Below are 20,111 nucleotides of genomic sequence, written 5' to 3'. Positions count from 1 at the left end.
CTACAAATATTATTGCAATTTATAATGCATCAAGAATTTAAAACAAATCTGTAATTAACGAAGGGTATATTCCTAAAATGATTGTTACAATAGCAGAAACACTCAATACGATTTTATAATAGGGAGTAGAGGTTAATTCTTTTCTTTCTGTATCTTTAAAATACATAGCTGCAATCACCTTAAAATAATAGAAGATGCCAATTACCGCATTAATAATTGCAAACACAATCAGCCAAATGTGATATTGCGCTAATGCTGTAGAGAACATAAAAAACTTACCAATAAATCCGGCAGTTAAAGGAATTCCTGCTAATGACAGCATAGAAATAGTTAGTACAAAGGCTAAAAAAGGATTCTTTTTACCTAAGCCATTAAAGTTGTTAAAATTCTCTCCGCCTGTTTGTTCTTTCACCAAAATTAGTACGCCAAAAGCAATAATTGAAGCAATTGAATAAGCGGCAGCATATATAAATACTGAGTTGGTAGAGGTTGCACCTAATGCTACAATTGCAAATAACATATAGCCAGCGTGTGAAATACTAGAATATGCCAACATCCTTTTAAAGTTGGTTTGATATAATGCGGTGATATTTCCAATAAATAATGTCAAGATGGTAATGACCAATAAAGTTGGCATCCAAAAATCTTCTGCTAATGGCGCAAAGCAAACAGAGAATAACCTTAAGAAAGCTGCAAAACCAGCAGTCTTCACTACTGTAGACATAAATACTGTAATTAGAGTTGGAGAACCTTCATAAACATCTGGTGTCCAAAAATGAAAAGGTGCAGCACCAATTTTGAAAGATAAACCAATAATCATTAACAGAATACCTACATAAAACATAGGATCAATACCTGTTGGCCTGTTAATTACATATTGCTTGATGACTTCTAAATCAAAAGAATGAGAGGCTCCATAAATTAAGGTAATCCCAAAAAGCAAAAAACCTGTAGAGAAAGCACCCATTAAAAAGTATTTCAACGCTGCTTCATTAGATGCAAAATCACGCTTTTTAATCCCTGCCAAGATGTATAAACTAACAGACATGATTTCTAACCCTACAAATAACATCGCCATATTATGATAAGAAACCATGACAACTATCCCCGCAAGGGCAAAAAGAATAATAGTATAATACTCAGCTACGTTTTCACTAATCTTTTCAAAATAATTTTTTGATAATAATAGAATAAGGATGGTAGAAACGATGGTTAGGCTAGAGAATGCAACCGCAAAGTTATCAAACAACATCATACCACTATATATTGGCGCTGCTCCACTATTCCACTCCATAATAGATAACACCAATGCTGCAATTAACCCTATAATGGTTACCGGCAATACTGCATTTTTTGCTTTAAATAATCCTAGATAAAGAACTACGATTGCTAAAATTGATATAACTATTAAAGAATTCATTCTTTTGTTTAAAATGCTAATTTACTATTCACTTGGACAATTAAAGTATCAACCGCTGCCGCAGAAATATTTAAAATTGGTTTAGGGTAAACCCCGATGATGATGATTAAAGCACAAATGATACCCATAACCAAAACCTCGCTTCCCTTAATATCTCTAAATTTAGAAGTTAACTCGTTCAACTCGCCTTGCATTACGTGTTTATACATCCTCAACATATAAACTGCTCCGAAAATTATAGTAAGTCCTGCAACTGCAGCAAACCAAATTTGATATTGGTAAACAGCGTTCAACAACAGAAACTCGCCAATAAATCCGTTTGTTAAAGGCAAAGCGACAGTTCCTAAAATGATAATCAATAAAGCAATTGCAAATTTTGGAGCTACTTTGGCAATACCACCCATTTGTGAGGAATCTTGTGTATTTAATCTATCTATTATGATATCCATTGCAAAAAACAATCCTATCACGTTAATTCCATGATTTAACATCTGAATCATTCCTCCTTGTACACCTTCTGCATTCCAGGCAAAAATACCTGCTGCAATTAAACCAACGTGAGCAATGGAAGAATAAGCAACTAAACGTTTGATTTCTTTTTGCTTAAAAGCGATAATGGAAGCATAAACGATTCCGATAATTGAAAGAATAATCACCAATTGTTTCCACTCCATAAATCCGATTGGCACAATTGGAATTAACCATCTAATCACACCATAAATCCCCATTTTTAACATGATACCGGCCAACAACATTGTTCCCATTGTAGGAGCGGTTGTATAAGTATCCGGTTGCCAGGTATGAAAAGGAAAAATCGGCATTTTAATGGCAAAAGCAATAAAAAAGCACCAAAACAACCAGCCCTGTGTTACCGAATCTAAATCCAATGCATAAAAAGCATCAATATCATAACTGTTTCCTGTGGTTTGTAAATGCAAATAAATGATACCCAAAAGCATGAAAAGAGAACCTGCAAAAGTGTAAATGAAAAACTTCATGTTTACACGGATACGATCCACACCACCCCAAATTGCACATATAAAATAGATCGGAATCAAAGCAATTTCCCAACCTACATAAAATAAAAATCCATCTAAAGCTGTAAAAACGATTAGCAAACCAAATTGCATAAATAGTATTAAAGCATATAATGCAGAGGAATTTTTGAACGTTCTGTTGAAAGAAGAAAGAATAATTAGAGGAATTAAACCCGTTGTCAAAAGCACCATGATCATGCTGATACCATCTATTCCCGCTTTAAAATGAATTCCGAATTGAGCAATCCATGGATAGTCTACCACAAACTGACGGCTATCATCAGGAACAAACTTTGTTAGCAATACAATTGCATAAGCAAGGGTAATTAAGGAACTGATAAATGCCGTTTCTTTTGCTGCCTTTTTGTTAAGTAAACAAGCTAACGAACCAATAAGTGGAAAAACCAATAAGAGTAATAAATAATCCATCTATATCTTAATTCAGAACCTTAAAATTTTAAAAAACTATATACCAAAATCACCACAACACCAATTACCATCGCAAAAATGTAAAAACCAACATTCCCTGTTTGTAGCAATCTTAATCCTTTACTCGCCTCTATTGAGCCTTTTCCTAAACCATTTACCACCCCATCAATTCCTGATTTCTCTATAATCTTGTAGAAAAACCCAGAAAGTGCATCTAAAGGTTTTTGAATAATAGCTGCATAAAACTCATCAAAATAAAACTTGTTGTAAGATATTTTGGCAAAAGCCGAGCGAGGCTCGCTATCAATAACTGGCACATGACTGTTTTTCATATACTTGATATAAGCATAAATGATTGCAACAATAACACCTCCAACAGAAACAGCCATTAAAATATATTCTGTAGAATGACTTAAAGCCAATTCTGACATTCTTGTTCCTGAACCTTCAAAAACTGGAGCTAAATATCCAGCTAACCAATGAGAACCGCCCAAAGCTTCAGGAATTCCAATAAATCCTCCAACTACGGAAAGTACAGCTAAAATAATTAAAGGAATAGTCATTGAAATTGGGGATTCATGTAAATGACTTTTTTGTTCTTCGCTTCCGCGGAAATTTCCCCAGAAAGTTAGGAACATCATCCTGAACATATAGAATGCAGTTAACATCGCACCTAAAACACCAATTATCCAAAGGATTTGATTATGCTCATAAACATGGGCTAATATTTCATCTTTAGAGAAGAAACCTGAAAATGGAGGAAGTCCGGAGATGGCCAAAGTTCCCATTAACATGGTAATAAAAGTGATTGGAAGTTTCTTTTTTAAACCACCCATTTTACGCATATCCTGCTCATTACTCATGGCATGGATTACTGAACCTGCTCCTAAAAATAATAAAGCTTTAAAGAATGCATGAGTTAAGACGTGGAAAAAAGCACCAGTATAAGCGCCAACGCCTAATCCCAAAAACATATAACCCAATTGGGAAACCGTTGAATAGGCCAATACCTTTTTAATATCTGTTTGCGTAATCGCGATAATTGCTGCTATAATTGCAGTAGCTAAACCAATTACAGCAATAATGCTCATGGTTACTGGAGAAAGCGTAAATAAAATATTAGACCTCGCAATCATATAGATACCGGCCGTTACCATAGTTGCAGCATGTATCAATGCGGAAACTGGAGTTGGACCAGCCATTGCATCTGGTAACCAAGTGAATAAAGGCAATTGTGCAGATTTACCAGTTGCTCCTATAAATAATAATATGGTGATTAATGTTAAAGTAGCATCTCCTGAAATCATAGATTGTGCTTTCGGAAAAATATCAGCAAATGAAGTGCTTCCAAAAGTTGCGATGATTACAAAAACGCCGATTAGGAAACCCAAATCTCCAATCCTGTTCATGATAAAAGCTTTCTTTGCAGCATCGGCGTAAGCACCATTTGTAAACCAAAAGCCTATTAAAAGGTAAGAGCATAAACCTACGCCTTCCCAACCAATAAACATGATTACGTAATTAGATCCTAAAACCAATAATAACATGAAGAAAATAAACAGGTTCAAATAGGAAAAGAATTTCCCAAAACCTGCATCATGGCTCATATACCCAATAGAATAAATATGTATCAAGGAACCAATTCCCGTTATAATCAATAGCATCAAAATGCTCAATTGATCTATTTGAAAAGAAAAAGGAATATCTATCCCACCAACTTTAATCCAATCAAAAAGGTGAATTATTGTTGGGGTTGAGCTATCGAACTCAAAAAATATACCCAAACTAATTACGAAAGAGGCGATTACTGCAATACTTGCAACAGAACCAATTACCACTTTAGGCAATACATTTCTTCCAAGACCGCAAATCAAGAATCCGATAAAAGGGAATAAAGGGATTAACCAAACTAAATCTATCATCAAGCTTTATAAAAAATTACCACTTTAACCTATTCAAAATATTTATATCGATGGAACTCGTATTCCTGTAAACCATCACAATAATTGCCAAACCAATGGCAACTTCAGCAGCAGCCAATGCCATAATAAAAAATACGAAAACCTGACCAGAAGCATCTCCGCTGTAAGCTGAGAAAGCCGCTAATAATAAGTTTACTGCATTTAACATTAATTCAATCGACATGAAAATAATAATGGCGTTTCTTCTAATCAAAACTCCTATTACTCCAATAGTGAAAATAATTGCACTCAATAATATATAATGATTAAGTGGAACTACTTGAATGGTTGCGCTGATATTATCCATTTTGAGTTCTTTTATCTTTTTTAGCTAATAAAACTGCTCCAACCATCGCAGAAAGCAATAGTAAGGAAGAAAGCTCGAAAGGCAACAGAAACTCACTAAAGAGTACTTTACCTAAATTTGCCACCAAACCAATTTCAGAATTTGGAGTTGCGCTTGCAGCAGTTGTTTGCAATGCATGAATTGAGCCTATTAAAGTCACTAATAAAGTTCCTCCTGCAATTACACCTATTATCTTTATCAAATTAGATTTTACCGGCTCTGTTTCTTTGTTCAAATTCATTAACATCAATACAAAAAGAAAAAGCACCATAATTGCACCCATATAAACTATGAAGTTTACCACTGCCAAAAATTGTGCGTTTAATAAAATGTAATGAATGGTAAAAGTGAAAAAGGTAGCAATAAGATATAATACGCTATATACTGGATTTTTAGTGAAAATCACTAAAAGTGAGAACAGTATGGTAAGAAATGCAACAAAGTAAAATAAACTCATATCGTATGCTATGTTATTACCTTTTTTGATTGATGCGCAAAGGTAAAAATTTTGCTCAAAGAATATTAATAAATACCAATTCTAAACAGTTGCTCCTTTTAAAGCTTCTAATTCATTAATTGGCATCTCTACCAACTTGTCTTTTCCGTAAATAAAATCTTTCCGTAAAAAATCTGCAGGCACAATTGGCCCATCTAAATAAATTGCTTCTTTTGGGCAAGCTTCTTCACATAAACCACAAAAAATACAACGCAACATATTAATTTCATAAACTGCTGCATATTTTTCTTCACGGTATAAATGCTCTTCTCCTTTTTCACGTTCAGCAGAAATCATGGTGATTGCCTCTGCAGGACAGGATAAAGCACATAACCCGCAAGCGGTACAACGTTCTCTTCCGTCTTCATCACGTTTTAGAGAATGCATTCCTCTCCAGTTTTCAGAAAATTCGCGTTCTTGCTCTGGATAGTGAATGGTCTCTTTCTTTTTGAACATGTGCATAAAAGTAATTCCCATCCCTCTGAAAATTGCAGGCAAATAAATGCGCTCCCAAAAATTCATTGGTTTTTGTTCTAATACTTTTTTTCTTCCACTTAATGATTCCATAGCCTCACTTTAATCCTCTCTAAAAAAGAGGAAACTATTATAATTTATCTACTACAGTAATTACGATTGCGGTAATTACAATATTGGCAATTGCCAATGGTATTAATATCTTCCAACCCAAATCCATTAACTGATCATAACGGAAACGAGGGATTGTCCATCTTACCCACATAAAGAAAAATATGAAGGCAATAATTTTAATAAACATTACAGCAACGCCAATTAAAGGGCCCCAAGTTGGGCCTAATAAAGCATTCACATTATCCATAAAAGGATAATTATATCCCCCAAAATAAAGTACTGCCATAACGGCTGATGAAACGAACATGTTAATGTATTCTGCAAACATGTAAGCGCCCATTTTAAAGGCAGAATATTCTGTGTTATAACCACCAATTAATTCCGTTTCACACTCAGGCAAATCAAAAGGAACCCGATTAGTTTCGGCGAAAGCACAAATAATAAAGATTAAGAAGCCCAAAGGCTGATAAATCACATTCCAATGCCAGCTGTGTTGCTGTTCTGCAATTTCTTTAAAACTTAAGGTATTAGTAACTAATAATAACGCGATAATGCAAAGTCCCATCGCAATCTCATAGCTTATATTTTGAGACGCACCACGAATAGCGCCCATTAATGAATATTTGTTATTAGATGCCCAACCGCCAATCATGATGCCATAAACTCCTAATGAGACAACTCCAAAAATGTAAAGAATACCAACGTTTATATCCGTTACTTGAAGAGGAACAACTCTACCAAAAAGCTCAATGTTTTGACCAAAAGGAATAACAGCAGAGCCTAAAAACGAAACCAATAACGCCAAAGATGGTCCGGCTATAAAAAGCCATTTGTTAGAGCCGCTAGGAATAATCTCTTCTTTAAAGAACATTTTACCACCATCGGCTAGGGGCTGTAATAAACCGAAAATACCAGCTCTGTTAGGCCCAACACGGTCTTGCAACCAAGCTGCCACTTTTCGCTCTGCCCAAGTAGAATAAGCAGCAATACTCAATGTTAAAACAAAAAGTATAGTAACTAAAATTAATTTCTCAAATAAAAATGCTAGTTCCATTAAAATTTAGTTGCCCTTTCAAATTGTTCTTTATTGGCTTCCTGTAGTTCCAAGTTTTTCTTAACTACTTGTGCAGGTTGCAATTCATTATAATGATTTGAGTTAATAACTGAATGACGAGAAACTTTTCTTGGTCCTTCTATTACCCAATCATTTGTTGCTTTTTTATCAAAACGACAAGTATTGCAGATAAACTCTTCCACTTCACCAAACTCATCTTTTCTAGCGGTAACCCTCAAAACCTCTTCCCCTTTATACCAAAGCGTTACTTTGCCACTACAAGTTGGGCAATCTCTATGTGCTTCCACAGGTTTTGTAAACCAAACCCTATTTTTAAACCTAAAAGTTTTATCGGTTAAAGCACCAACAGGACAAACATCAATTACGTTTCCAGAGAAATCGTTATCAATTGCTTTTTCTATATAAGTAGAAATTTCGGCGTGATCACCACGTCCTAAAATTCCATGAACTCGTTTTTGGGTAATTTGATCTGCAACAAAAACACAACGGTAACATAAAATACAACGCGTCATATGTAGTTGAACTTTATCGCCAATATCTATTTTTTCAAAAGTTCTACGGTCAAATTCATAACGTGTAGCCTCTGCGCCATGTTCGTAACCTAAATCCTGTAAATGACATTCACCGGCTTGGTCACATATTGGGCAATCTAAAGGATGGTTAATCAATAGCATTTCTACTACTCCTTTTCTTGCTTCTACCACTTCTGGCGATGTAATATTTTGCACTTCCATCCCGTCCATTACATTGGTACGGCAACTTGCTACTAATTTTGGCATTGGACGAGGATCCTTTTCTGAACCTTTGCTCACCTTAACTAAACAAGTACGGCACTTCCCTCCGCTACCTTCCAATTTGGAATAATAGCACATTGCTGGAGGCACAATGTCTCCTCCAATCTGACGAGCAGCATTCAAAATACTTGTTCCCGCTTCTACTTCAGTTGGGATTCCGTCTATCGTTACTTTAAATTTATCAGCCAATTTTAAAATTTTTAAACTGTTTGATGTTATTAATTTTTATTTGGGCGTTCGGGCGGGCTTTATGCTGTATCTTTTTTGCAACCTGCTAAATGGCTAATGCAAAAAAGGATGCCGCTTCAATCCCTAACGCAACCTTTCAAATCTGTTATTCTACTGTTTCTAAAACAGGTAATGGATCAGCGTAATGTGCTAGACCGTAGTTTTGTTTTTGTGATAATTCTGGATTATTTACATACCATTCAAACTCATCTCTAAAATGGCGAATGGCACTTGCCACTGGCCATGCTGCTGCATCTCCTAATGGACAAATTGTATTTCCTTCAATCTTTTTTGCAACATCGACTAATAAATCCATATCGCTCATTTTGCCTTTTCCGTTTACCAAACGGTGCAAAACTTTTTCCATCCATCCGGTTCCTTCACGGCAAGGAGAACATTGCCCACAAGATTCATGAGAATAGAAGCGAGCAAAATTCCATGTATTTCTTACTACAGATTGATCTTCATCTAAAACGACAAATCCACCTGAACCTAACATCGTACCGGTAATAAAACCGCCTTCAGATAAAGATTCATAAGACATTAAACGTTTTTCGCCGTTGGCTAAATTCAATATCAAATTTGCAGGCAAAATTGGCACTGATGAGCCTCCGGCTACAACCGCTTTTAATCTTTTACCGTTTGCAATTCCACCACAATAATCATCAGAATAAATAAAATCTTCTACAGAAAGTCCTAGTTCAATTTCATAAACTCCAGGCTTATTAATATTTCCTGAAGCAGAAATTAATTTGGTTCCAGTAGATCGTCCAACCCCTATTTTCGCATATTCATCGCCGCCCATATTTATAATTGGGACTATCGCTGCAATAGATTCTACATTATTTACAACTGTTGGGCAACCGTATAAACCAGCTATAGCTGGAAAAGGAGGTTTAATTCTTGGATTTCCTCTTTTACCTTCAAGTGATTCTAATAAAGCAGTTTCTTCTCCACAAATATAAGCTCCACCACCTGGCTGAACATATAATTCTAAATCATAACCACTTCCTAATATATTTTTTCCTAAAAAACCTGCTTCTTTAGCTTCGGCTATTGCTTTTTCTAAAATGCGAATTTGAGGCATCATTTCTCCTCTTACATAAATGTAGCTGGTATTTGCGCCTAAGGCAAAACTAGAAACTATCATTCCCTCAATTAAAGCATGGGGAATATAGGTCATTAAATAACGATCTTTAAAAGTGCCAGGTTCAGATTCATCGGCATTACAAACTAAGTAACGAGCTACACCTTCTGGTTTTGCCAAAAAGCTCCACTTCATCCCCGTAGGAAAACCAGCTCCGCCACGGCCACGTAAACCAGATTTCTTCACTTCCTCCACCAAATCGTCACTCGACATGGTTTTAATCGCTTTTTCAAGCGCTTTATAGCCACCTTTTTCACGATAAACCTTTAAGGTGTTTATTCCCGGTACGTTGATGTGTTCTAATAATAATTTACGACCCATTCTTTGTTTTAGATATGAGATGTGAGAATTGAGAATTGAGACCTATATAGTCTGCCCTTCTAAATTTCACTTCCTTATGTCTTAAAAATATTTTTTAGTTTTCTTATAATAATTAAAATGCCCCATAAAACAGTAACCCAAACCACCAATTAGAATTAAAACAATCATCATTGAATCTAATTCAATGGAATTTTGAGTTATAATAATGAAAAGAACAAAAATTATAAAAGAAATATCTCTAAATATCATAAAGGCTCTTTCCATGTATATAAATATTAAATTTCCTTTTTTAGCTAATACAATTTTTGAGAAATTTACAAAGTCTCAATTCTCATATCTAAATACTCAATTCTTATTTTTTAATTCTTCAATCAATTGATCTACAGATTCTGTTGTCAAATTTTCATAGAAAGTATATTCTGGACCAATCTGTAAAACTGGCGCATAACCGCAGGCAGCTAAACATTCTACTCCGCGATAGCTAAATAAACCATCTGCAGTAACCTGACCTTCTTTAACTCCCAATTTCTCACCAATATAACTTATGATTTTTTCTGCACCTACTAAACAACATGGTCCGGTTCGGCAAACCTCTAATACAAACTTTCCTTGAGGTCTCAGGAAAAACATCGAATAAAAAGTAGCTACTTCATATACTTCTATGGGTTCAATCTCTAAAAAATCTGCAACTTTATCCATCGCTTCTGGACTTACCCATCCAAATTCTGCCTGCACATCATGCAAAATAGGTAACAAAGCAGATTTCTGTTTTCCATCTGGAAAATGACTAACTACCTCGCCCATTTTATTTAATAAATCGGCAGAAAATATTATTTCTCTTGTTTCTGTTACGCTAAGCATCTAATTCTCCTGCTATAATGTTCAAACTAGACATATTAATAATGGCATCAGATAATAACATTCCGCCACTCATTGGCGCATACATCTGATAATTTATAAAACTTGGTCTCCTAAAATGTAAACGATAAGGTGTTCTGCCACCATCGTTAATTAAATAAAAACCTAACTCTCCATTTCCGCCTTCAACAGCATGATAAACTTCTGTTTTTGGGGTATCAACCTCGCCCATCACAATTTTAAAGTGATAGATTAAAGCTTCCATATTATTATAAACTTTCTCTTTTGGAGGCAAATAGAACTCTGGAACATCGGCATGGAAAATACCTTTTGGTTCTTTCTTTAATTTCTCCATGGCTTGCTCAATAATTCTTAAGCTTTGCCACATTTCTTCGTTACGTAAAATAAAACGATCATAAACATCGCCAGTTGTCCCTACAGGGATTTCAAAATCGAAATCCTGATAAGATGAATAAGGTTCATTTGCCCTTACATCATAGTCAACACCTGTTGCCCTTAAAATTGGTCCGCTCCAGCTGTAATTTAAAGCAGTTTCCGGATCAACGGCACCAACACCTGATGTACGTTCTATAAATATTCTATTTCTATTAAATAAAGTCTCAAACTCTTTTAAAACTGGAGGAAATTTTGCTAAAAACTTTTCAATTTTTGCAAAAGCGATATCGTTAAAATCACGCTCAAAACCACCAATTCTACCAATGTTAGTAGTTAACCTAGCTCCGCAAATTTCCTCGAAAATCTCATAAATATGTTCACGTTCCTCCATCAAATAAAGGAACCCTGTAAAAGCACCAGTATCTACGCCTAAGATTCCGTTACAGATTAAATGATCAGTAATACGGCTCAACTCCATTACAATCACCCTCAAATAATCAACACGTTTAGGCATTTCAATTCCTAAAAGTTTTTCTACTGTCATGTGCCAACCCATGTTATTGATTGGAGATGAACAGTAATTCATTCTATCTGTAAGGGTAGTAATTTGGTAAAAAGGACGGTGCTCTGCAATTTTTTCAAAAGCTCTATGAATATATCCGATGGTAGAAACCCCGCTCACAATACGCTCTCCATCCATTTGCAAAACATTTTGGAAAACTCCATGAGTTGCAGGGTGGGTTGGTCCTAAGTTTAATGTAGTTAAATCTCCTTGCGGATCATTATCATAATAAACCGGACGATTTGGAGTAGTTTCTGTTATAAATTTGCTCATTAAAATGTTTTAACGTCCAAAGAAATAATCTTTTTTATCTATTCTGTTTGGATCTTCCAATTGATATTCTCTTCTCATTGGGAAAACAGTCATATCGTCTACATTTAATATTCTTACCAAATTTGGATGACCTGTAAAATTAATCCCAAAGAAATCAAAAGTTTCACGCTCCATCCAATTTGCTCCTTCCCAAAGTGTTGTTGCAGTAGGAATATTTGGATTAGCAGTAGTAATAAATACTTTGATTCTTACCCTTACATTATTTGTTAAACTATGTAAATGATAAATTACTCCTAAAGCTTCCTTTTTTTCTGGATAATGAACTGCAGTAATATCTGTTAAATAATTAAACTTCAATTCTGGGTCAGTTTTTAAAAATGCCAAAACCTCTGAAATTAACGCAGTGGAAGTTTCAAAAGTTAATAAGCCATATGGCTCAGAAATTGTTTCGATTTGTTGGCTAAATTTTGCGTTTAACCTATCTATTATTTCTTGATTAGCTATTTTTCCCATTACTGGATTCCGTATTTTGCTAATAATGCTGTATATTCTTCAGAATCTCTTCTTCTTAAAGATTCGCTCCTTACTAAATCTTGTATTTTGTTAAAACCGTTAATAATGGCTTCAGGACGTGGAGGACAACCAGGTACGTAAACATCTACAGGAATAATTTCATCTATACCTTGTAAAACTGAATAAGTATCGAAAATACCTCCGCTACTTGCACAAGCACCAACGGCAATTACCCAACGTGGTTCTGCCATCTGGATATAAACTTGTTTTAAAACTGGCGCCATTTTTTTAGCGATGGTTCCCATTACCATTAATAAATCTGCCTGACGGGGAGAAAATGAAGGACGTTCCGAACCAAAACGAGAAAAATCGTAATGAGAACCCATAGTAGCCATAAACTCAATACCACAACATGAAGTGGCAAAAGGTAATGGCCATAAAGAATTTGCCCTCGCCATACCTATCACTTTTTCTAATGATGTGGCAAAAAAACCTGATCCCTCTACACCGGCCGGAGCCTCTACTAAATTAATATCACTCATAAATATTGTCTCCTTTATAGTATTAACTTAAAAGGCGTTTTGATGTTTTATTAAAGTCTCAAATTTATTAAGATTTACATTGATTTGAGGACATGCTTCTTATTTAAAACGATTCTATTTTAATCCCATTCTAATGCTCTTTTCTTCAATACATATATGAAGCCTAAAAGTAAAGTCCCCATGAAAATGAACATTTCAATTAATCCGTTTAAACCGAATTCACGAAAATTAACTGCCCAAGGGTACATAAAAATTACTTCGACATCAAAAAGGACAAATAGAATAGCAACTAAGAAATATTTAATAGAAAACGGCTGACGAGCATTACCAATTACTTCAATACCTGATTCAAAAGCTGTTAATTTAACGTCTGTTGTTTTGCGTTTTGGCCCAATCATGTGGGTTAAAACCATTGTAAAGGTTACAAAACCTAGAGCTACAATCAACTGTAAAATGATGGGTAAATAATTAATGGGCGTACTAACTGTTTCCATGCTATTGTTTAAGTTTGCAAATATAGTGTATACTGTACAATAAGAGAAATTTGAGTGAAGTGTTTTTGTGCCAAATTTCTATGTGATCTCGTTTTAAAATATTAAAGGATAAAATGAAAGCCTTTGATTTATTGATTTTATTCTATCTAGTATAAAACTTTAAATTTTATCTCAAGCTATTCAGTACTTTTTTCAAATTAGGAATTTTGCTCTTAATTTCCTCAGCAGAACAGGCTCCTACTGAAGCTCTGTACCAACACATATCCTCTGTACCAAAAGCAGAAAATGGAACCAAAGCCAAGTTTGCTTCTTTTATAATATAGAAATTAAGTTTTGCAGGTGTGTCTAAAAGTTCGCCTTGAGGAGTAGTTTTGCCTACATAATCTAATTTAATGGTTAGGTAAATTGCACCCATAGGTTCAATTGCATCAACAGCAAAACCTTCATTTTTTAATTCTGAAATACAGTGATACAATGTATCCAAACTGTTTTTAACTTCTTTTTTAAAATCTTTTAAAAAGTTATTTACTGCTATTGTGTTTTGTAAAAATTTCGCACTTGCTACTTGTTCTGGCTTTGGTGCCCAAGCGCCCATGTGCCCAACAATTGCTTTCATTTTGCTGATTACATTTGCAGGGCCAAATCCCCAGCCCACACGAACACCCGTTGCGGCAAAGCATTTTGAACTCCCATCGATAAATATGGTATAATCTCTTATTTCGGGAACTAGTGTAACTGGATCGATATGTTTATGATCACCAAAAGTTAATTGGGAATAAATTTGATCATATAATATGTATAATGGCTTTTCATCAGTTCTGCGAGATTGATTTTCTGCTAATACCATTTCGCATATTTCTTTTAACCCTTCAGCAGAAAACATGGTTCCTGTTGGATTAAGAGGAGAACACAAAGCCAATAATGTTGCGCCTTTTACAAATGGTTTTAAATCTGCGGCTGTAGGCATGAAATTATTATCTGGTAAAGTTGCTACTGCAATTCCATGGGCACCTAGAAGATGAACATAATGATTATTATTCCACGATGGAGCTGGATAAACCACTTTATCTCCTGCATCAATCAATGCTAAATAAGTGGCATAAATTAAAGGACGAGAGCCTCCAGAAATTAAGATTTCTGTTTTTTCATCATAATTTAAGCCTTGTCTATCAGTTATAAATTTTGCAACACTTTGTCTTAATGCTAAAACACCATCACCGGTAGGATAATTTGTTTGGTGATCTTCATAAGCTTCAATAATATAATCTTGTAGTTCTTGTGGAATTGGGAAAAGTTTAGGGTCAAAATCGCCGATGGTTAAATTGGCAATTGCTATTCCTTTTGCTTTCATTTCATTTACCTCACCCGCAATTTTTATAATTTCTGATCCAACTAATGTTTGTGCTATTGAAGATACTTTCATAATAATTCTAAAATAAAAATCTTTAAGTGATATAAGGATGAAAACTAGTTTTGGTTTTTAAGTCTCGATTTTTTATAAATTTTTACCGCACTCATAATTACTAAAGCAAAAACAATTAAACCTACTAAACCATAAATCCAATCGATAGCGCTTTTTAAAATTACTGTAAATACAATTGCAACTAAAAATATGGTTGCTAACTCGTTCCATAAACGGAGTTGAGTGCTTGTCATCCAAAATTTACCTCTTTTTAACTGACCAATGATATTGCCACAAATGATGTGATAAATTAATAATCCAGCGACAAAACTCAATTTTACCGACATCCAATCCATTTCTAATAAAAGTGGATTTAGATACAGCATGATTAAACCAGCACTAACTGCAAGTAGCATTGCGGGTGTAGTAATGATGTTCCAAAGTTTGGATTCCATAACCTGAAATTGCTTTTGAAGGATGCTTTTTTCTGGTTCAGACTTTTCGTTTGCCTCGGTATGATAGATAAATAAACGTACAATATAAAACAGCCCAGCCATCCAACTGACTACAAAAATGATATGGATGGCGAGAATATATTGGTACATTTTTCTTGAAGTAAAAAATCAAAAGTTAAAGTTAAAAATCAGTAGGTCAAAAGTCCTTCTCATTTAGAGAAGGATTTCGGATGAGGCTTTTAGTACCTAAATTCCTTAACCACATCAATTGCATATTTCACATTATCAAAAGGAATATCTGGCATTATACCATGACCTAAATTAAATATAAATCCTTCCTCACCACGCATACGTTCAAATAATTTATGTATCGTTTTTTTAATGACAGATTTATCTGCGTATAAAATATGTGGATCTAAATTTCCTTGAACGGCTATTCCTTTTGGCAATATTTGTTTGATATTTTTTAAATCGGCATTCCAATCTATAGAAACCACATCAGGTTTTGCTTCTGCCATTAATGGCGCAAAAACAGAACTTCCCTTACAAAACGAGATAACAGGAACGTCTTTTCTGTTTAATTTAGAGATGATTTCTTTATTGTAATTATGAGAAAACTCGGTATAATCATCCCAACTTAAAGCTAAAGCCCAGCTATCAAAAAGCTGAACGGCATTAACGCCTGCAGCAATTTGTAAGTTCAAATAATCAATTGTTACTGCAGCAATTTTAGCTAACAATTTATGAGCTAATTCTGGTTGGTTATGGATAAAAAGTTTTGTGAGCTTAAAATCTTTAGAAGAACCGCCCTCAATCAAATAACTCATTACGGTAAATGGCGCACCTGCAAAACCGATTAGCGGAATTAAACCGTTTAATCTGTGTTGGATTTCTTTAATAGCATCTGCAACATATTGCAATTTGTCACTTACGTCGGTTTGCAAATTTTCTACATCCTGAGCAGTTCTTACTGGGTTAGAAAACTTCGGTCCCACACCTTGAATAAAATCTAAATCGCCACCCATGGCTTCTCCAGTTACCAAAATATCGCAAAAAAGAATAGCGGCATCTATTCCTAATAAATCAACGGGCAACATGGTAACATCGGCGGCAATTTCTGGGGTTTTACACATCTCCAAAAAAGAATATTTGTTTTTTATCTCCCAATATTGGGGCATAAAACGACCTGCTTGTCTCATCATCCATACGGGTGGACGTTCTGTTTGCTGTGAAAATGCTGCTTTTAAAAATAAGGAATTCATCATTTAATATTGCGTAATTCTTTTTCTATGTTACTTAAAATGCTTTTGTATTTTGCGGTTAGTGGTAATTTTTCTGCCTGATTTATCCAAACCATTCCCCTTTCTTTATCTTGATTTCTAAGGCTGATGTTTGCCAAATGCATCAATACTACACCTAAATCATTTGCCCTTAAACCCCCAATTGCCGCTTGCCCCAAATTTAGCTCGGCATTTTCATAATCTAGTCGGTTTATTGCAATACTTCCCAAAAGGAAATAGTAATAAGGTTTTTTTCTTTTTATTAAGGAGGTCTGGATTTTTTATAGAAGATAAAAGAGCTAATGAGTTATCATAGTTTTTTAGCTTAAATTGCTTTGCCGCTAAAACTAATGGGCCTTCTTTATAATATCCCCAAATTACTACGCCTACAAACATTCCGCTTAAAGCGGAAATTTCATAAACCTTAAAAAAAGCAGCCAAGCCTGCTACCAAAAGCAGCGCAATACATACTAGAATTCTAGCTTGATTGGTAAACATTATTAATTAATGCCCGTCTGTAAATTTATAGCCAACACCACGGATTGAATGGAAATAAATTGGGTTTTTTTGATCTGGCTCAAAATATTTTCTAAACGTAAGAATAAAGTTATCAATGGTTCTTGTTGATGGATAAACATCGTAATTCCAAACTGTCTCTAAAATTTGCTCACGAGATACTGCTTCATTTTTACGCTCTATCAAAAGCTTTAAAAGCATGGTTTCTTTTTTAGTAAGCGGAGTGATTGTTCCATCATCATTCTTTAATTCAAAAGAATTGAAATAAATGGTTTTATCGCCAATTTTATAAGAATTGATTTCTTTTAAATCATCTCCTTTCATGCTTCTTTTAATGAGATTGTTTACTCTTAAAATTAGCTCTTCTAGGTTAAATGGTTTTGTTAAATAGTCATCTGCTCCTTTTTTAAGACCTGTAATTCTGTCTTCTGATGTATTTTTGGCAGTTAAAAACATGATAGGTACTTCGCTGTTTTCTAAACGAATAGTTTCCGCAACTTGGAAACCATCAATTTCTGGAACCATCACATCTAAAATGATAAGGTTAAATTTCTCCTCTTTATATACTTTAAGAGCTTTTTTGCCATCAGTTACGGCTCTAACAAAAAAGCCTTCCATTTCTAAGTTTAATTTAATGGCTTCAAGAAGATGCTCTTCATCTTCCATCAGTAAAATTCTTTGCTTTACAGACATATTTTTTTCTTTAATTAAAAGAGACTTCAAAAACCGTTCCTCTTGGTTGGTTATTTTTAACTTTTATTTGAGCTTGATGATTATCAAGCACTTGTTTTACAATGAATAAACCCAAACCAGTACCTTTAGTTTTACGGGTGTCTTCACTTCCAACTCTGTAAAATTTGTTAAAAATTTTAGGTTTCTCTTCATCGTTAATACCAATCCCTAAATCTGCAACTTTAAAACAAACTTTTCCATTATCTTTTGTATGCAAATCTATGTGGACAGGCACACATTCTGGAGAATATTTAACAGCGTTCTCTATCAAATTAGTAATTACTGATGCCATTGCAAATTGGTCTCCTGAGATATAAACGTCAGAATCAATTGATGTAATAATTGCTTCTTTACTACATACATGAATTTGTAAACGAGAAACAATTTGTTCTACTAAGTTTGATAAATTAAATTTTTCTTTAGGGAAAGAATATGATTTGTTTTCAATTTTGGTTGCCAGCAACATATTCTCAACTAAATCATTTAATCGCTCAATATCCAATAAAGATTTAGCAATAAAATTCTTTTGTTGTTCCTTATCTAAATCTCTTTTATGGATGGTTTGAAGGTAGAGTTTTATTGATGCCAAAGGCGATTTTAACTCGTGGGTTACAGAAAGCAAAAAGTTTTTTTGTTGGTCACTAATCTTTTTCTCTCTATCTATGGCTCTATGCAGCTTATAAATACCAAAACTCATTAAAGAAATAAAAACAAAACCTTCGCCCAAAACCATGCTTTTTCTTTCAGGCTGTAATTCTACCAATAACATTGCCCACCAAAAAAGTTGCGCAAAAACATAGCATGCTAAAGCATAAAATATAGTAATGGGTTTAAATGACATTTCTATTTATTTCTGAAAACGATATCTAAGCATTCAAATATAGCTCTTTTTGCTTTTTCTAAATCTAGCTTAGAGTGTGCCGCAGAAACAAAGCCTACTTCGTAGCCAGATGGTCCTAGATATATTCCTCTGTTTAATAATTCACGGTGCATCAGTTTAAATTTTTCCATACTTTTTGGATCAATCGCTTCTGATGTTTGCACTTTTTCTAAATCTGTAAAGGCAAACCAAAAAATAGATCCAATTCGGAAAACCTTGAATTTATAGCTTTTAGAACTTGCATACCGCTGAATGGCATTTGTAAAATCCTCAGTTTTTGTATTTAATTCTTTGTAAAAGCCAGCTTTTGCCAATTCTGTCAATTGTGCAATTCCACCAGCCATAGCCACTGGGTTTCCAGATAAAGTTCCTGCCTGGTAAACACTTCCTTCAGGAGAAATATTACTCATAATTGCTGCCGAAGCACCATAAGCGCCAACAGGCAAACCACCACCAATAATTTTACCATAAGTGATGATATCAGGTTTAATGTCATAATAACCTGCTGCACCATCAAAGCCAACTCTAAAGCCAGAAATTACTTCATCAAAAATTAATAATGCGCAATTTTCATCACATATTTCTCTCAAATATTGCAGGAAATCTTTGTCCTGTAAAAGCAAACCATTATTAGCTGGGACAGGCTCAATAATTACACAGGAAATTTGATCTTTAAACTGTTCAAAAGCAGCTTTTACCGCTTCTTTATCATTTAATGAAATCACGATGGTTTCATCGGCGTAAGCTTTTGGAATACCTGCAGAAGATGTTTCTCCAAACGTTACTAAGCCAGAACCTGCTTTAACTAAAAGTGCATCGGTATGGCCATGGTAACAACCTTCAAATTTGATGATTTTATCTCTTTTAGTTACGCCACGAGCCAAACGTATGGCAGACATTACCGCTTCTGTCCCAGAACTGGTAAAACGAATTTTCTCTATGTATTTATTGTTTTTTATTATGAGTTCGGCAAGTTCACTTTCTAAAGCTGTTGGTGCGCCAAAGGTGAGCCCATTTTGCATTACTTCAATTATCTTTTCTTTAATTTTAGGATGATTATGACCTAAAATGAGCGGCCCCCAAGAGCAGCAAAAATCAATAAATTCATTTCCATCCGCATCCCATAAACGACAACCATCACCTTTTTCGATAAATAATGGTGTACCATAAACAGATTTGAATGCCCTAACGGGGGAGTTTACTCCGCCAGGAAAATATTGCTTCGCTTTTTCGTAAAGTTCAGCAGATTTATCTCTTACTATATCTGGTTTATCGCCGTAAGGCAATTGATTTTCTTCTTTAGAATTGAATATGTTTTTTATAGAATCGAACATGTTTTTATGCTAATACTTTCACTAATCCGAAA

Annotated in this window: 22 protein-coding genes; all 22 read right to left on the bottom strand. The window is 34.5% G+C overall.

The annotated features are described in order from the left end of the window. Positions 1 to 37: 37 nt before the first annotated feature. The 22 genes from A5893_RS13935 to hemL all read right to left on the bottom strand — a co-directional run bounded on the left by A5893_RS13935 (position 38) and on the right by hemL (position 20,079). On the bottom strand, positions 38 to 1,420 hold the full coding sequence (locus A5893_RS13935; RefSeq protein WP_068823202.1) for an NADH-quinone oxidoreductase subunit N: 1,383 nt from the start codon (positions 1,418 to 1,420) through the stop codon (positions 38 to 40). A gap of 8 nt (positions 1,421 to 1,428) precedes the next feature. Further along, the gene (locus A5893_RS13930) at positions 1,429 to 2,886 is read right to left on the bottom strand and encodes a complex I subunit 4 family protein (RefSeq protein ID WP_068823201.1); all 1,458 of its coding nucleotides are present in this window, start codon (positions 2,884 to 2,886) and stop codon (positions 1,429 to 1,431) included. A gap of 20 nt (positions 2,887 to 2,906) precedes the next feature. Beyond that, positions 2,907 to 4,808, bottom strand: coding sequence for an NADH-quinone oxidoreductase subunit L (gene nuoL / locus A5893_RS13925; protein WP_068823200.1), 1,902 nt, complete (start codon positions 4,806 to 4,808; stop codon positions 2,907 to 2,909). A gap of 16 nt (positions 4,809 to 4,824) precedes the next feature. Then, positions 4,825 to 5,154 (bottom strand): NADH-quinone oxidoreductase subunit NuoK, encoded by a 330-nt coding sequence (nuoK, locus tag A5893_RS13920; protein WP_068823199.1) that lies wholly within the window; start codon positions 5,152 to 5,154, stop codon positions 4,825 to 4,827. Next, positions 5,147 to 5,650, bottom strand: coding sequence for an NADH-quinone oxidoreductase subunit J family protein (locus A5893_RS13915; RefSeq protein WP_068823198.1), 504 nt, complete (start codon positions 5,648 to 5,650; stop codon positions 5,147 to 5,149). The genes nuoK and A5893_RS13915 overlap by 8 nt, the downstream gene beginning before the upstream one ends. Positions 5,651 to 5,731: 81 nt before the next feature. Continuing rightward, on the bottom strand, positions 5,732 to 6,256 hold the full coding sequence (locus tag A5893_RS13910) for a NuoI/complex I 23 kDa subunit family protein (RefSeq protein WP_068823197.1): 525 nt from the start codon (positions 6,254 to 6,256) through the stop codon (positions 5,732 to 5,734). A 37-nt stretch (positions 6,257 to 6,293) separates the two neighbouring features. Next, a complete protein-coding gene (gene nuoH, locus A5893_RS13905) occupies positions 6,294 to 7,331 on the bottom strand; it encodes an NADH-quinone oxidoreductase subunit NuoH (RefSeq protein WP_068823196.1) in 1,038 nt (345 codons plus the stop codon). Next, on the bottom strand, positions 7,331 to 8,335 hold the full coding sequence (locus A5893_RS13900; RefSeq protein WP_068823195.1) for a 2Fe-2S iron-sulfur cluster-binding protein: 1,005 nt from the start codon (positions 8,333 to 8,335) through the stop codon (positions 7,331 to 7,333). Before A5893_RS13900 ends, nuoH begins: the two co-directional genes overlap by 1 nt. 145 nt (positions 8,336 to 8,480) lie before the next feature. After that, complete coding sequence (gene nuoF, locus A5893_RS13895; RefSeq protein ID WP_068823194.1) at positions 8,481 to 9,842, bottom strand: NADH-quinone oxidoreductase subunit NuoF; 1,362 nt, start codon at positions 9,840 to 9,842, stop codon at positions 8,481 to 8,483. A 345-nt stretch (positions 9,843 to 10,187) separates the two neighbouring features. Then, positions 10,188 to 10,703, bottom strand: a complete 516-nt coding sequence (locus tag A5893_RS13885; protein WP_068823192.1) for an NADH-quinone oxidoreductase subunit NuoE family protein — start codon at positions 10,701 to 10,703, stop codon at positions 10,188 to 10,190. Further along, positions 10,696 to 11,931: an NADH-quinone oxidoreductase subunit D gene (locus A5893_RS13880; protein ID WP_068823191.1), complete on the bottom strand. Its 1,236-nt coding sequence runs from the start codon at positions 11,929 to 11,931 to the stop codon at positions 10,696 to 10,698. Before A5893_RS13880 ends, A5893_RS13885 begins: the two co-directional genes overlap by 8 nt. A 9-nt stretch (positions 11,932 to 11,940) precedes the next feature. Further along, the gene (locus A5893_RS13875) at positions 11,941 to 12,444 is read right to left on the bottom strand and encodes an NADH-quinone oxidoreductase subunit C (RefSeq protein WP_068823190.1); all 504 of its coding nucleotides are present in this window, start codon (positions 12,442 to 12,444) and stop codon (positions 11,941 to 11,943) included. Continuing rightward, the gene (locus A5893_RS13870; RefSeq protein WP_068823189.1) at positions 12,444 to 12,986 is read right to left on the bottom strand and encodes an NADH-quinone oxidoreductase subunit B; all 543 of its coding nucleotides are present in this window, start codon (positions 12,984 to 12,986) and stop codon (positions 12,444 to 12,446) included. The genes A5893_RS13875 and A5893_RS13870 overlap by 1 nt, the downstream gene beginning before the upstream one ends. 119 nt (positions 12,987 to 13,105) lie before the next feature. After that, positions 13,106 to 13,480, bottom strand: a complete 375-nt coding sequence (locus A5893_RS13865) for an NADH-quinone oxidoreductase subunit A (protein ID WP_068823188.1) — start codon at positions 13,478 to 13,480, stop codon at positions 13,106 to 13,108. 166 nt (positions 13,481 to 13,646) lie between these two features. After that, the gene (locus A5893_RS13860; RefSeq protein ID WP_068823187.1) at positions 13,647 to 14,903 is read right to left on the bottom strand and encodes a pyridoxal phosphate-dependent aminotransferase; all 1,257 of its coding nucleotides are present in this window, start codon (positions 14,901 to 14,903) and stop codon (positions 13,647 to 13,649) included. Between the two features lie 44 nt (positions 14,904 to 14,947). Continuing rightward, positions 14,948 to 15,487 (bottom strand): CopD family protein, encoded by a 540-nt coding sequence (locus tag A5893_RS13855; RefSeq protein WP_068823186.1) that lies wholly within the window; start codon positions 15,485 to 15,487, stop codon positions 14,948 to 14,950. Positions 15,488 to 15,576: 89 nt separating this feature from the next. Continuing rightward, positions 15,577 to 16,602: a uroporphyrinogen decarboxylase gene (gene hemE / locus A5893_RS13850; protein ID WP_068823185.1), complete on the bottom strand. Its 1,026-nt coding sequence runs from the start codon at positions 16,600 to 16,602 to the stop codon at positions 15,577 to 15,579. Beyond that, positions 16,599 to 16,847, bottom strand: coding sequence for a hypothetical protein (locus tag A5893_RS18110; RefSeq protein ID WP_068823184.1), 249 nt, complete (start codon positions 16,845 to 16,847; stop codon positions 16,599 to 16,601). The genes hemE and A5893_RS18110 overlap by 4 nt, the downstream gene beginning before the upstream one ends. Beyond that, positions 16,813 to 17,115 carry a hypothetical protein gene (locus tag A5893_RS18105; protein ID WP_068823183.1) on the bottom strand — a complete coding sequence of 101 codons (303 nt, stop codon included), beginning with the start codon at positions 17,113 to 17,115 and terminating at the stop codon, positions 16,813 to 16,815. Before A5893_RS18105 ends, A5893_RS18110 begins: the two co-directional genes overlap by 35 nt. Positions 17,116 to 17,121: 6 nt before the next feature. Beyond that, on the bottom strand, positions 17,122 to 17,826 hold the full coding sequence (locus A5893_RS13835) for a response regulator transcription factor (protein ID WP_068823182.1): 705 nt from the start codon (positions 17,824 to 17,826) through the stop codon (positions 17,122 to 17,124). Between the two features lie 10 nt (positions 17,827 to 17,836). Then, the gene (locus A5893_RS13830) at positions 17,837 to 18,706 is read right to left on the bottom strand and encodes a sensor histidine kinase (RefSeq protein ID WP_068823181.1); all 870 of its coding nucleotides are present in this window, start codon (positions 18,704 to 18,706) and stop codon (positions 17,837 to 17,839) included. Positions 18,707 to 18,708: 2 nt separating this feature from the next. Continuing rightward, complete coding sequence (gene hemL, locus A5893_RS13825) at positions 18,709 to 20,079, bottom strand: glutamate-1-semialdehyde 2,1-aminomutase (RefSeq protein ID WP_082911450.1); 1,371 nt, start codon at positions 20,077 to 20,079, stop codon at positions 18,709 to 18,711. Positions 20,080 to 20,111: the final 32 nt, after the last annotated feature.

Source organism: Pedobacter psychrophilus, assembly GCF_001652725.1.
Classification (GTDB): domain Bacteria; phylum Bacteroidota; class Bacteroidia; order Sphingobacteriales; family Sphingobacteriaceae; genus Pseudopedobacter; species Pseudopedobacter psychrophilus.
This window is presented reverse-complemented; position numbering and strand designations above follow the sequence as displayed.